Origin of the sequence: Streptococcus sobrinus DSM 20742 = ATCC 33478, assembly GCF_000686605.1 — a bacterium.
GTDB classification, from domain to species: Bacteria; Bacillota; Bacilli; order Lactobacillales; family Streptococcaceae; genus Streptococcus; species Streptococcus sobrinus.
On sequence record NZ_JMLC01000009.1, the window covers coordinates 61,909 to 74,558 of the forward strand.

The 12,650-nt window shown below is 42.5% G+C and carries 13 protein-coding genes and 2 pseudogenes; 8 read left to right on the forward strand and 7 right to left on the reverse strand.

Annotated elements, in window-relative coordinates:
- Window positions 1-60: 60 nt before the first annotated feature.
- The 6 genes and pseudogenes from BS63_RS0104605 to BS63_RS0104630 form a co-directional block, all read right to left on the reverse strand.
- Window positions 61-1,188: a low temperature requirement protein A gene (locus tag BS63_RS0104605; RefSeq protein ID WP_019771557.1), complete on the reverse strand. Its 1,128-nt coding sequence runs from the start codon at window positions 1,186-1,188 to the stop codon at window positions 61-63.
- Between the two features lie 194 nt (window positions 1,189-1,382).
- Window positions 1,383-2,021, reverse strand: coding sequence for a histidine phosphatase family protein (locus BS63_RS0104610; RefSeq protein ID WP_002961109.1), 639 nt, complete (start codon window positions 2,019-2,021; stop codon window positions 1,383-1,385).
- 16 nt (window positions 2,022-2,037) lie between these two features.
- Window positions 2,038-2,406: a YccF domain-containing protein gene (locus BS63_RS0104615; RefSeq protein WP_002961107.1), complete on the reverse strand. Its 369-nt coding sequence runs from the start codon at window positions 2,404-2,406 to the stop codon at window positions 2,038-2,040.
- Between the two features lie 2 nt (window positions 2,407-2,408).
- Window positions 2,409-2,882, reverse strand: a complete 474-nt coding sequence (locus BS63_RS0104620) for a YbaK/EbsC family protein (protein WP_028798455.1) — start codon at window positions 2,880-2,882, stop codon at window positions 2,409-2,411.
- Between the two features lie 279 nt (window positions 2,883-3,161).
- On the reverse strand, window positions 3,162-4,136 hold the full coding sequence (locus tag BS63_RS0104625; RefSeq protein WP_019770631.1) for a peptidoglycan recognition protein family protein: 975 nt from the start codon (window positions 4,134-4,136) through the stop codon (window positions 3,162-3,164).
- Window positions 4,137-4,355: 219 nt separating this feature from the next.
- Window positions 4,356-5,054, reverse strand: a pseudogene (locus BS63_RS0104630) (glycoside hydrolase family 25 protein); the annotation flags it as partial.
- A 705-nt stretch (window positions 5,055-5,759) separates the two neighbouring features.
- Here BS63_RS0104630 and BS63_RS0104635 point away from each other — a divergent pair.
- Window positions 5,760-6,872 carry a vitamin B12 independent methionine synthase gene (locus tag BS63_RS0104635; protein ID WP_002961097.1) on the forward strand — a complete coding sequence of 371 codons (1,113 nt, stop codon included), beginning with the start codon at window positions 5,760-5,762 and terminating at the stop codon, window positions 6,870-6,872.
- Between the two features lie 97 nt (window positions 6,873-6,969).
- Here BS63_RS0104635 and BS63_RS0104640 read toward each other — a convergent pair whose 3' ends face one another.
- Window positions 6,970-7,839: an alpha/beta hydrolase gene (locus BS63_RS0104640; protein ID WP_002961094.1), complete on the reverse strand. Its 870-nt coding sequence runs from the start codon at window positions 7,837-7,839 to the stop codon at window positions 6,970-6,972.
- A 395-nt stretch (window positions 7,840-8,234) separates the two neighbouring features.
- On the opposite strand from BS63_RS0104640, the gene BS63_RS0104645 reads away from it, so the two are divergent.
- The 7 genes and pseudogenes from BS63_RS0104645 to BS63_RS0104675 form a co-directional block, all read left to right on the forward strand.
- Complete coding sequence (locus tag BS63_RS0104645; protein ID WP_002961091.1) at window positions 8,235-8,747, forward strand: hypothetical protein; 513 nt, start codon at window positions 8,235-8,237, stop codon at window positions 8,745-8,747.
- The gene (locus BS63_RS0104650) at window positions 8,728-9,114 is read left to right on the forward strand and encodes a DUF4430 domain-containing protein (RefSeq protein WP_002961089.1); all 387 of its coding nucleotides are present in this window, start codon (window positions 8,728-8,730) and stop codon (window positions 9,112-9,114) included. The genes BS63_RS0104645 and BS63_RS0104650 overlap by 20 nt, the downstream gene beginning before the upstream one ends.
- Before the next feature lie 467 nt (window positions 9,115-9,581).
- Window positions 9,582-10,490, forward strand: a pseudogene (gene dapA / locus BS63_RS1000000111335) (4-hydroxy-tetrahydrodipicolinate synthase).
- 126 nt (window positions 10,491-10,616) lie between these two features.
- On the forward strand, window positions 10,617-10,832 hold the full coding sequence (locus BS63_RS0104660) for a hypothetical protein (RefSeq protein WP_019786685.1): 216 nt from the start codon (window positions 10,617-10,619) through the stop codon (window positions 10,830-10,832).
- An 86-nt stretch (window positions 10,833-10,918) separates the two neighbouring features.
- On the forward strand, window positions 10,919-11,797 hold the full coding sequence (locus BS63_RS0104665) for an SLC13 family permease (RefSeq protein ID WP_028798456.1): 879 nt from the start codon (window positions 10,919-10,921) through the stop codon (window positions 11,795-11,797).
- A 16-nt stretch (window positions 11,798-11,813) separates the two neighbouring features.
- Window positions 11,814-12,149, forward strand: coding sequence for a VOC family protein (locus tag BS63_RS1000000111340; RefSeq protein ID WP_002961088.1), 336 nt, complete (start codon window positions 11,814-11,816; stop codon window positions 12,147-12,149).
- A 283-nt stretch (window positions 12,150-12,432) separates the two neighbouring features.
- Window positions 12,433-12,650, forward strand: a 218-nt coding sequence (locus BS63_RS0104675) for a helix-turn-helix domain-containing protein (protein ID WP_028798457.1), incomplete at its 3' end; no start/stop codon positions are given.

Below are 12,650 nucleotides of genomic sequence, written 5' to 3' on the forward strand. Positions count from 1 at the left end.
TCCTGCTGGATTTTTTGCTATGGTTATGGTTTGATTTTTGCAGAATTCTCACTCTCGTCTTTATTGTTTTTTCTGGGCTTCCCTAGCCTGCCGTCTGGCATAGAAATTTAAACGATGGATAATAAAGCAAGTAGCCGCAAAGACGATGGCGACAGCTAGTGGCCAAGAGTGAAAGACCCACATGAGTCCGATACCCATGCTAGCACAAATCATATAGGGCAGGTAATTGACCTTGGCAAAGCGATAGAGGCGGCGGTTATAGATGGAGGTGGCATAGAGGGCTAAATAGTAGAAAAATAGACCAAAGGATAGAATTGCCAATGCGAAATGTCGGTGCTCAGGGCTGGCAAAATTTTCTAAAGCTGTCGTAAGCATATTGATGGCAATAATCAAAATCAAATGGGCGTAAATCAAGACAGTTCCTCGAGTTTTCTGATGGTGGTTGATGGTTAAATGAGTTTGAGAGATATAGGCTACGAACATAAAAGAAACGCCAAAGAAGAAGAGAATACCAAGGAAAGGAGATTGATAGAGAGGGTAAGACTGAATCAAACCAACAACGGTTTCACCAAAACTAATAATGGTAATCAGTTGAAATCTTTCTACGAGATGGGGAAAATTAAGTTGATGGAAATCGGCCCCCTTATTGATGAAGAGAGGGAAAGACCAAGGAATGAGCCAGAGCCAGTATAAGTTTGAATTGTTTGAATCAAAGAGATTTAATACGGCAACTGCGAGAACTAGCAGTCCAAAATAGGCAATCGTCACCATCAATCGTTTGATGATAGAAATCATATCAACATTGAAACCGTCCCGTCGGCCCCTGAGATAGTATTGAAAGGCAATCAGGGCGTGAGCTAGAATAAGCAAGCCATTATAGAGTAGGTATTCACTCAAATTGTAAGATTTCATTCCCAGCATAAGGGCAAAATTGCCGACAATAAACATGGAAGGAATATTGAGATAAACATCTAAGGGGTCCCGCTCGCCGTACTTATTGAGGTAGATGGTCTGGTAGGTCCAAATGGACATGACCAAGCTGTTGGAGACGATGAAGGCTGCTAAATAGCCTAGATGGAAATGACCGGTATGGAGGTAACTAGTCATCCGAGACATAGCCAGCACAAAAACCAAATCATAAAAAAGTTCGTAATTTGAGACACGCTTTGAAACAATTTTTTTAGCCATAAAAATCCTTCTTAAAAATTTGAAAAAGTAAAAGCTAGAAAGCCTGCCTTCTAACCTTTTTTATTTATAGTCATTGAAAATCAAAATGAGAAAGGCCTAAATACCTCGACACAATAGCAGCTCGCCTCGAAAATTCAGACAGAAAAAAGAACAGCCCCGCCTTATCTTTTGTATTCTGAGATCTTCGAAGAGTATTAAGATAATTGCTCTTGCTCTTCCATATAGGAGATATCATTCCAACGAATCAAATTGAAATGCTTACCATCGCTACTTTCTAAGATGGTGACACTGCCATTGTCCAGTCCTCCCTGGCGGCGTAACTGACCGGATTCAAAGCCTAGAAGATAATTGGTGGCTGCTGTAAAGCAGGCACCATGGCCAACTAAGAGTACGTTTTGGTCATGCTCATAGTCTAGGCTGGCAACGAACTTAGCTACCCGTCTGGTCGCGTGGTAAACGGATTCCGCTTCAAAAAAGTCATTATCAAACTTAGCGAGATTGTAGCGGAAGGCTTCCATTTGTTTAGGGTAAATCGAAGCAATGGTCGAGATTTTTTGCCCTTCCAGCCGGCCTAAGTTCCATTCTCGCAGAGGCTTAGCTATAGTAATCTCAGTCGGATTCTGATTTGCCTCCATGACCAGCATAGCGGTATCTCGCGCCCGTTTCAAGTCACTAGTATAGACTTTATCGAAATGAATGGCTGATAAGTAGTGGCCTAATTTTTTTAGGTTTTCCACGGATTCTTCTAAAAGCGGAGAGTCCCCTTTTGAGCCCTGAAAGCGTCCTTCCAAGTTCCATTGGGTTTTTCCATGTCTGACAAAAAATAAGCGCATAATCAAACTTTCTATTTTAATAATTTTCTATAACGGTAACGCCAAAAGGAAATAGGCTGATACCAGCTAATTTAATGGATTGTAGCGCAAAAGGAATTCCAACAATAGTCAGGCAGAGGACGATGGCACTGGCCAAGTGCATGGCAGCCAACTCCCAGCCAAAAAAGATAATCCAAATAATGTTAAAGAAGAGGCTAGAAAAATTAGAGGCTGGAACAATATCCTTACCGAAAGGAAATAGGCCAAAGCTACCAATTTTAAAGCATTGCAGGCCAAAAGGAATGCCAACAATGGTCAGACAGAGTAGTAGGCCGACAAAAACCCAAGCTAGGCCAGCCCAGAGTCCTGAGCAGAAAAACCAAATTAAATTACCAAGTAATCGCATCCTTACTCCTTAATATCAGCAAACTCTGCCGAAACAAAATCCGCTAAGGTTTGGCTGTCAATCCTAATTGATCGTTTGAGCTCACCAGCTGAGACAATCATTTGCCCCATCTCCAGAGCCACCTGGTCAATATAAATGGGGAACTTGTGCCTTTGATGGATTCCAACAGGATTGTTGGCACCGTGGATATAACCGGTCGTTTTTTCCAGGTCCTTTTGGGGAATCATGGCGACCTTTTTATTTCCGGACACCTTAGCCAGCCTTTTCTCAGATAGGTGATCGGTGATGGGAATAATGCCAATAATCGGTCCTGTTTTATCTCCCTTGAGAGCCAGTGTCTTGAAGATTTCTGAGCGCTCAATACCTTCTGGTAATTGGCCGTCGAGACCGTTAAAATTGAGGGAGTCGTGTGCAATCTTGGCCTTATCTAAGATCTGATCGACCAGAGTCTTTTTTATCTTCTTTTTCTTAGTCATATTTTCCTCGTATGCTCGATATAACTTGGGGAAATGTCAAGACCGTTACCCATCCTTGTAGCCAGTCAAATCTGAGAAAGAGAGGCTGGTTTTTTCCTATGTCTTTTGATTTTATACTGAGTTAAAATCAAAACTATTACTCCACCCGTACCTTATCATCTAAAGAGCTCTGCCCTTTTAGCAGGACATGACCACGCCGGAGCTATCGGCTGAAAGTCTTGAACTTCAAAGAGTATTAAAGGAGTATTATTATCCAATTTCAAGCACCATTATAGCATATTAAAGACGATTATAATAGGCCTGCACCAGCTGGACAAAATCCTCAACATCATAGTCCGTTTGGAAAAATTGACTGGCGGAGTCTTCCCAATATTGGCTGGGGTCAATATGATTGGTACCCCCTAAATCTTCAGAAACCATCTCGTGGGTCCAAACTGTGCCTTGGCCATTTTTCTGACCTAGAGTAATCCCCAGATTGTACTTGTTAAGCATGAGAGCTGTGTAGTAGGCGGCATTAGCAATTTGCTTGGCAAAGGCTTTTTTCTGATAGACATGGACCATCTCAAATTGTAGGTAGTAGGGATTGGCCTTGGGTCCAGCCCCCTGGGCCATATAATTGGGGTTGGCAATGGTTAAAATTTCTTTATCATCAATAAAGCTATGGACGAAGACCCCTTGATCACGGTAGTCATTTTCCATGTTGGCCTTTTCACCTGCCAGCGTGGAGTTCTCGGTCCCAGTATCGTGGATAACAATTCCCTTGGGCTGTTTGCTCTGGGTATGGTAGGCTTCCTTTTTAAATTTGCTGTAAATATCTTGCTTGGGGCTAACCTTGGGATAGCCAAGGTTGGCGATGTAGCGATTGATAGCGTTGCTTTGCTTGAGAGTAATGGCTTTGGCCATCACATAGAGGGTTTGGCCGTCCACTTTTACCTTAGCAAAGAGTTCCTTTTGATTATGATGCTTGATGGCATCATAGCCCAACACTGTCAATTTGGTTCCTGCTGAAATCTTAGAAAAGCCTTTGAGGGCGTGAATATCATGGTAAACGTGGGTAGATTGTTTAGCTTGGGCCGTCTGTTTGGTCTCGACCTTATAAGAGTAGAGAACCTGGGACTTGCCGTAAAAGACATACCCCTTGAGAAAGATTGCACTGACTAGGAGGGCAATCAGGATAATAATGCTGGAAAAGAAATACTCTTTTCCGTGTTTTGTTTGATTGAGTTTGTACCAAAAGTTTTCTAGGGATGTCATTCGTGTGCTTGGCCTTCTTTGACTCTCCGAAATTCAAAATTATCCAAGGGACAAAGCAAGTCGATACCATGTATTAATGTCTTTGCTCTGTTCACTTTTGATTTTCATTGAGTATTAATATAATTGTAATAGGATGAGAATCATTTGATGAGTGAAAGCAGATAAGAATAGAGCCTGGAGTTTCGTCTCCAGACTCTATTAGAAATTTCTAGCTTGTTTTTATTGGTCAACGGATCCGAAAAGTTTTTCAAAGGTTTTTTTCTTGTCTTTGTTAGGGTTAATCTGGTTTAAATCCAGGGTCTGATCAAAGCCAGGCAAGGAACCATTGGAGGTGTACTGATGCAAATCATAGTCAACGTCGGTTTCTGGCTGAGCTTCGTAGTAGCCCGAGTCAGAACCATAGGTTGGTAGCCAGACCGCATCGAACTTTTTAACAGAAATTTCCTGCTCAGTCATAAAGTAGGTCCCAATATAGATGCCAACATGCTCGGCCCCCAAGCGCTTCAATTCAGCACGGAAGGCCTCAACACCTGCATCCATATTTTTCATGGTATTTTCTTCAACGTCAATCCAATAGTAGGTTGGCTTATAAGGGGAAGCATTTTTATAGAAAATTTTAGCTTCCTCCCGCATTTCTTTTTTAGAAGAACCAAGAGCATAGCTATAAACGGCGACAGGAACGTTGCGTTTTTGAAATTCCTTAATATGGGTCTTAAAGGATTTATCGATACCAGTGGAGTGGGCAGCATTTGAATCTTTGGAGATTTTTGATCCACCGTAAACGCGGACGATAGCTCCCGATACATTTTTCGCCAAGCTATCATAATCAATTTGCTTGGGTAGCTGCCAACCTGAAATATCGACAATTGGATTTAATTTAAAATCTGCATCTGTCGAACTTGACGTTGATGTCTGGGGATTACTGGTAGAAGTAGTTGATGGTTGGTTCTTCCTAGCTGCCTGTAAGGTAGAGCTAGGAGCATTGGAGACCACTACAGCAGCAATACTCAAAAGGAGACCAATCAAACCCAAAAAGACATAAACGACAATCGGTTTTATTCTTTTTCTCATTAAGTCCTATTTTAACGTAAATAGTTGAAAAAATCAAAATGAATAGCCTAGAAATAAGCATTTTACTCCACTACCCAGGAGCAGATTTGAAAAGCTGGAGCAGCTTACCGAGGCCCAAAGATTCAGAACTAAAAAAGCAGGAGCCGATTAAAAAAGTCCCCCAATTTTGACCAGTGTCAGGAAAAGTGGTGTCTTATTGATTGAAAGAGGGAGAAGTAAAAACCACAGAATTTAGTGCTTTTTACTCCACTTCTCCATCTTATTCTTATTATATTTTTTTAGTCTGGCTAGGTAAATTAAGTCAACAAAGGCCATCAATCCTAGGTTAGAGCCTGTCACCATCATTTATTGCTATCAAAGTGGGTTAGGTGTCAATGGGCAGAAATAACATGATTAGTTTCTTGACTAGAAAGGCAAGGGCCAATTTTGGGATATAGCTAATAGTTATAAAATAAAATAAAAAATATATATTTTACAGCTATAAGGATGGGTGTTAGAATAGGGTCATCTTTAAAAAAGTATTTTATTCCAAGTAAGAGTGGAGGACTATTTATGACTAAGATTCAATATCATTTTGACCATGTTGGTTCCTATTTACGACCAGCGGAACTCAAGGCGGCGCGTGAGCAGTTCGGTGCTGGTGAAATTAGCCAAGAGGAACTTCTTAAAATCCAGGATACACAGGTTGCAGACTTGGTTAAGCATGAGGTAGAAAGCGGCCTTAAGGTTGTCTCCGATGGCGAATTTGGTCGCTCTTGGTGGCACTTGGATTTTCTTTGGAACCTGACAGGCTTTGAAGCCTACCAACAGGAGGATTCCTATAAATTCCATGGAGCCAAAACTCGGACGACCAATGTTCGTATTGCCGGTAAAATTGCCGAGAATCCTAACCATCCCTTCTACCGAGATTTTAGCTATCTCAAGTCGGTCACTCCTGAGGGTGTGACCCCTAAGGTAACTATTCCTAGTCCTTCCCTAGTCATCAAGCGGGACCATCGTTCAGATTTGGCTCTAGACCATTATGATAGCTGGCAGGCTTATCTTGATGGCCTGGCTCAGGCCTATCATGACACCATCCAGCACTTCTATGATTTGGGTGCCCGTTATGTCCAGTTGGATGACACAACCTGGGGCTATTTGATTCAGCAGTTCGAAGATTACAAGGACAATCCCGAGAAAACAGCTGAGTTAGCCTCAATTGCTGAGGACAATGTTTACACCATCAATAAGGCCCTAGCTGGACTGCCAGAAGATTTGACTCTGGCAACTCATGTCTGTCGGGGGAATTTCAAGTCCACCTATCTCTTTGAGGGGGGCTATGATTCCGTTGCCAAATATCTGGGCCAACTTAACTATGATAATTTCTTCTTGGAATATGATGATGCCAGAAGTGGTAGCTTCGCTCCCTTGACCGAGATTTGGAATGGCCGCAAGAATGTGGAAATCGTCTTGGGACTTATCACTTCTAAGGATCCAGCCTTGGAAGATGTCGACCAAGTTGTGACCAGAATCCAAGAAGCAGCCAAACTTGTCCCACTAGAAAACTTGGCTCTCTCTACCCAATGTGGCTTTGCTTCAACCGAAGAAGGCAACAGTCTGACCGAAGCTGACGAGTGGAAGAAATTGAAGTTAATCGCCAGCATCACCGAAAAAGTCTGGGGATAGTACTTTCCCTCCACAAAAAAATAAGCCAGTACTCTTAAAATGGGCATTGGCTTTTCTTACGACCTTAATAGGTTTGAGAGGAAGCTTCGGTAAAAACTTAAATTTTACCTGACTTGCCCCAGATAAAGTTAATCAAGGTCTTATTGACTTGGGGATTAGAGTGCAGCTTGGAATGCTTTGCCTTTGGCCCTGTGAAAGTTTTCTCCTGATAAGATTTTGCGACAGGTGAAACCAGATACTTGAGCGACAGAGAAGAGGCATTGGGGACAGTTCCATCGGTATGACCGCCAATATTGCCAATCAGATTGATGATTTGGGTCCGATTTTTGGGATAGGTCTCCCGCAACTTGGTCATCTCTTGGTAAGTGGCATTCATCTTATTGGGTTTACCATCTTTGTCCAGCTTCAAATCCTCTGGCTGATGAATGGCATCCGGTATGCCCTTGAAATTCAGTCCTGCAAAATGGCCAGCAATAGCGACATACTTTTGCACCTGGGGCATGGACTTGTTTTGACCGTTTTGGAGCATGTAGTAGACGATGGCAATGTTACCTGCCGAATGTCCTACCATATTGACCTTCTTAAAGGAGTAGACTTTTTCCAAGGCCTTGATGACATTTGTAGCATAGCGACCTCGGTCCTTAAAGTTGAAGTTGGTGCTATTTTCAAAGTTGACCATGACTAGGGGATTCTTATCTGATTGTTTCAGTTTCCCCTGCAGGCGGACCTTACCATTCTTGTCGACAAAGGCGATGATGGACTTGTTAGAAGCCCCAGCTTTTTTAGCCGCATTGACCATATGCTCTTCGGCATGGTAGGAAGAGCCGCCGCCATGAAAGAAGAGGGTGGGTACAGACTCATGTTTCAGCTTCTTGCCGGACTCTTGTCGCTGCCAGATTTGCCAAGCTCCAAAAATGAGAGCAAGGCTGGCAATTATTATTAAACCTAAACTAATTTTTTTCTTCATAGATTAGTCCTCCCAGAGTATCATTTTTACCTATCTTAGCCCAAAGTTGGCCAAGAAGCAAAGAAAGAGATTGCCTGCAAGGCAACTATCTCCAGATTGGTGGAGAAAATATCCCTCTCCTCTCACCTCGTCAACTAAAGAACTCCGCCAATTTAGCAAGATAGGACCAGGTGAGGGCTGTCGGGTGGAGGTTTTGAACTTTAAAAAGGCACCACCACCTTGAATGGGAGGCCCCGCTAGGCCTGTCGGGTGAAGGGTAACCATATCACCCGCAACTGTTTGAACCGGCCCAGCAAGTAAGATTGGCTGAACCGCTACTATCTGCGAATGTTAGCTCCAGTTTGCTTAGCCAGACAGGCTTGACAGGCCTGCCTTTCTATCATAGACTGATACTTATGAAAATAAGTCTCAACCGCTTGACTAGGCTGGCCCTTCTGACGGCCCTCTGTATCGCCCTAAGAGAGGCCTTTTCGGCCTTGCCCAATGTTCAACCCATTACGGCTATTTTTTTGGTGGTTACCTTGACCTATGGCCTAGTGGATGGGATTATCCTTTCGAGCCTAACCATGCTCCTGACCGGCTTTCTGCTGGGCTTTGGTGAGGTGGTCTTTCGCCAGATGCTAGTCTTTGCCCTAATTTGTTTCATCTGGCACTGGCTAGCAAGGCTGTTTAAGAGTTTTCCCCTCAACCTCGCTTTGCCCCTACAGATTATGGCAGCAGCAGGTCTCTCTCTACTTTATGGCCTGATTTTAGATGTCAGTTCGGCCCTGATTTTTTCTACCCCGATTTTGGCCTACATTTTGGCGGGGCTGACATTCGACTTGCTTCATGCAGCCTCTACGGCCCTCTTTTACCCCATTATTTTCTCTATTTTTAGGAGGTTTTCCCATGAAAAAACTACTGATTAGCCTAGCCCTAATCTTCTCTTGCTTACTTTTGGTCGCCTGCGGCAATAGCCAAGCTTCTAAGTCAGCTGACAAAAAAACGGACACTTCCAAGCAGAGCGTCACCCTGATTATCAAAACCGATGCTAAGACGACTAAGGAAGAGGTCAGCTTCAAAAAGGGAGCAACTGTAAGAGATGTCCTTAAGAGTAAGGCCAAGATTGAAGAAAAGGGTGGCCTCATCACCAGCATTAACGGCATTAAGCAAGACCAGACTGCTGGCAAATATTGGTTCTTTAAAGTCAATGGCAAACTCTCCAACACCGGAGCCGACCAAACCAAGGTCAAATCAGGCGACAAAATCGAATTCTACATGGATGTGTATAAGTGACCCTTGCCGAAAAACTGAAAAGCAGAAGGGATAGTCGACTGTTTAACCTTTCGCCAATAAATCGAGGAGGAGAAGGAATTGGGTGTCTTTATCCCACTTTATTTTGAGTCTCAATTGAAAAATTTATACTACCGAGGCTGTTCTTTAGTCAGTTTGTAAAATAAAAAACGAAAATTGTTAAAGGACTCTTTGATCCCTTCATCTAAATTCAAACACCAATCGGAGTGGCTATCCTTAGTGACCTGATTGGTGTTTTTTGTTTACAATTTTACCTCAGCTAATGGACTAAGTGTTTAATTTTGTGACATAATTAATCAGAGTTAAGAAGTTCTGGAATAAAAGAAGGAATAAGTTTCATATCGAAACAAAAATAATAGCAGAGGCAATTTTATCTAATTGTAAAAGCGCTTAAAATTAAGGTACATGCTACTAACTAGTATCTAAACGTTTTATAAAGGAGGAGCGTTATGACTAATGTTGAATTGAAGGGAATCATTACACCGATTTTGACTCCTATGAAGGAAGATGAAAGTATCAATATTGCCGAGTTACGCAATCAGATTGATCGCCTAATTGCTGGAGGCGTTCATGGAATTTTTCCTTTTGGGACTAATGGTGAAGGTTATATTCTGAACTCGGATGAAAAATTATAGGTTTTAGAAGCAATCATTGATCAGGTAAAAGGACGGGTTCCAGTTTATGCAGGGACAGGCTGTATTTCCACTCGTGATACTATTGAGCTGAGTAAGGCCGCAGAAAAACTGGGTGCCGATGTTTTGTCAATTATCACGCCAAGTTTTGCCCTAGCTTCGCAAAAAGAACTCTATGATCACTATGTTGCTGTTGCCAAGGAAGTTGATGTTCCAATTGTTCTTTATAATATTCCTGCTCGAACTGGCAACAAACTCTTACCAGAGACCGTTGTAAAATTGGCACAGGATGTCAATAATATTATCGGTGCAAAAGATTCCAGTGGTGATTGGGAAAATCTCAAAGCCTATATCCAGTTGACAAAAAATTTGGACAAAAAGTTTTATGTCCTGTCAGGTAATGATGCCCTGATTTTACCGGCTTTGAAAGAAGGAGGAACCGGAGGAATTGCCGGCTGTTCCAATGTTTATCCTCATGTTTTGGCTTCTATCTATAATTTCTTCCAAGAAGGAAAACTTGAGGAAGCCCAAGCTGCTCAAGATTCAATTGCCGATTTCAGAGCTATTTTTAAATACGGTAATCCTAACACGGTCGTTAAAAAAGCTGTTAAATTATTGGGCCACCCAGTTGGAGATTGTCGCCGTCCTTTCAATTATCTCTCTGAAGAGGTCATGACGGCCTTGAAAGCAGTATTAACTTCTAACAAAGAAAAAGGTATGAACTGATAACTTAATTGACTGAAGGAGGTTATTTATGACACTTCAAATGATTATCGCCTTGGGGATCACCGTCTTCATGATTATCTTGATCATGAGAGATAGACTCCCCTAATTGCTCTGCTCTTATTAGTTGTGACTGGCATAACTGATATTAAGGGAGCCTTTGCCGGCTTTGCTAACTCTACCATTATGATGTTGGCAGCCTTCATGGCCATTATAGCAGCCCTCCAGAAAACGAGCTTTATTACTAAGTTCAAGGGATCCATGTTTAATATGGCTAAAAAAGGAGGCTACAAGGCCTATGTCCTCATCATCTTAATCGTTATGTTAGGGACAAGCTTATTTTGAACGGGCTCGACAGCTTATTATGTTTTGGTCATTGGACTCTTGTCAGCCTTACCTGAAAATAAGGCCTTGCCACCACTCGGGTATTGATGCCTGCTGGTTTTGCCGCTAACCATCCTCTAGTTCCCTTTAATACAGCTCTGCAATACGGGATAACCGTTGCTGTTCTCCAAGCTGCTGGGGTTAGTGCCAAAGTTAATCTGATTAAATTTTCCATTGTCAACTTGATTTTGTCACTGGGCTTCTTGGGTTGGTCCCTGCTAGCCTACAAGATTCTACCCGATCACCCTATTTCCAATCAGGAAGACGACGAATCGCAAAGCTCTAATTCCCAAGGTCAAGAGGCCGAAACAAGTCGGCTGACAAGGAAACAAGAATTGGTCCCCTATTTCTCATTTGCCTTGGCAGTTGCTGGGATGGTCTCCCAAAGCTATATCGGCGATGCCGGCTATGCCATGACAGGGATTGCTGTCATTCCGATTTTCTTGGTAGGTGTCTTGGACTGTACAGAAATTCGTGATGCTATCAGCGCTCCGATTATTCTTATGTCTGCGGGGGTTATCGGTGTTGCAGATGCCCTAGGCAGCACAGGCTTGACACAGTTAGTTGGTAAATCAGTTGCCGGAATGTTTGGTTCTAGTATCAGTCCTTTCCTTCTGATTTTCGTCTTCTGCGTTTTGACCAGCCTTCTAGCGACTTTGACTGGCTCAACTCTAGGGACAGTCAAAGTCTTTGCTCCCCTAGCTATCGCTACATGTACGCATCTAGGCTTTAATCCGACAGCAGCGGCAGCAGCCATTGTTATCTCTGGTTGGTGTGGTCATTTCCTACCAGTAGATGGTATGCCTGCCTTGATTATGGGGACAGGGAATTATTCCATGGTTGAGTTTTGGAAATTTACGATTCCTCAATATTTCATCCGTCTCCTAGCCTTGACTGCTGGTGCCCTGATTCTTTTCCCAGTATAAGTAGGAGGAAATACTTATGGAAAATAAATTTGAACTTGCCCATGTTGGTATTAATACAGAGTCTGAAGAAAAGGCTCTAGAGCTGTCTAAGTTATTGAGTCTGATGTTCAATTTAGAACCTCGACATGGGATGAAATCAGAGTTTGCCGGTTCTTATTTTGAATGTTTACGGGCTCCTTATTTAGGAAAGAATGGCCATATTGCCATGAAAACAGCTGACCTCGAGTCGGCCGTTGCCGAACTGAAAGAAAAAGGCTTCACCTTCCTAGAAGACACGATTCAATTGACCGAAGAAGGACAACTAAAAAACATCTATCTAGATGGTGAATTTGGAGGCTTGCCATCCACATAATGCGGAAGTAATGTTCTCTCTTTTGTGCTGAAAACCAAAAGGCAAGAGTGAACCCTGTCATCAAAATAGAAGTAGTTAAAATTTAGTTTTACTGTACAAAAAACGATTCCTTAGCGAGCGGCTCAAAAGTTGGGCATCTCTAAGGAATCGTTTTTCTTTTAAAATTTCCTTGGGAGAAGGGAAAATTTTAAAAGGCCCCGTTGTAAAATGAGGTGCAACAAAAAAAGACAAGCTTATCTGATATACTAAAGTTGCGAAACAAAGTATAAGGAAAGAGATAAGCATGTCCACCACCAATTGTACCGCAAAACAACCCTATTGCCACCTCTCAGAGGTAGAACGAGGAAAAATTGAGGCCTTCCTATCAGAAGGGGTGAAACCAGCTGAGATCGCTAGACGTTTGGGAAAAAGTCGCTCCACCATTTCACGTGAAATCAAGCGTGGGACGACAAAACAAGTCAAGCAGGTCAATGGTAAAAAGATCTACTTTGACCACTACTT

Coding starts and splice junctions, on each gene's coding strand:
- BS63_RS0104605 (WP_019771557.1), bottom strand. CDS start 1,188: ATGGCTAAAAAAATTGTTTCAAAGCGTGTCTCAAATTACGAACTTTTT.
- BS63_RS0104610 (WP_002961109.1), bottom strand. CDS start 2,021: ATGCGCTTATTTTTTGTCAGACATGGAAAAACCCAATGGAACTTGGAA.
- BS63_RS0104615 (WP_002961107.1), bottom strand. CDS start 2,406: ATGCGATTACTTGGTAATTTAATTTGGTTTTTCTGCTCAGGACTCTGG.
- BS63_RS0104620 (WP_028798455.1), bottom strand. CDS start 2,882: ATGACTAAGAAAAAGAAGATAAAAAAGACTCTGGTCGATCAGATCTTA.
- BS63_RS0104625 (WP_019770631.1), bottom strand. CDS start 4,136: ATGACATCCCTAGAAAACTTTTGGTACAAACTCAATCAAACAAAACAC.
- BS63_RS0104635 (WP_002961097.1), top strand. CDS start 5,760: ATGACTAAGATTCAATATCATTTTGACCATGTTGGTTCCTATTTACGA.
- BS63_RS0104640 (WP_002961094.1), bottom strand. CDS start 7,839: ATGAAGAAAAAAATTAGTTTAGGTTTAATAATAATTGCCAGCCTTGCT.
- BS63_RS0104645 (WP_002961091.1), top strand. CDS start 8,235: ATGAAAATAAGTCTCAACCGCTTGACTAGGCTGGCCCTTCTGACGGCC.
- BS63_RS0104650 (WP_002961089.1), top strand. CDS start 8,728: ATGAAAAAACTACTGATTAGCCTAGCCCTAATCTTCTCTTGCTTACTT.
- BS63_RS0104665 (WP_028798456.1), top strand. CDS start 10,919: ATGCCTGCTGGTTTTGCCGCTAACCATCCTCTAGTTCCCTTTAATACA.
- BS63_RS1000000111340 (WP_002961088.1), top strand. CDS start 11,814: ATGGAAAATAAATTTGAACTTGCCCATGTTGGTATTAATACAGAGTCT.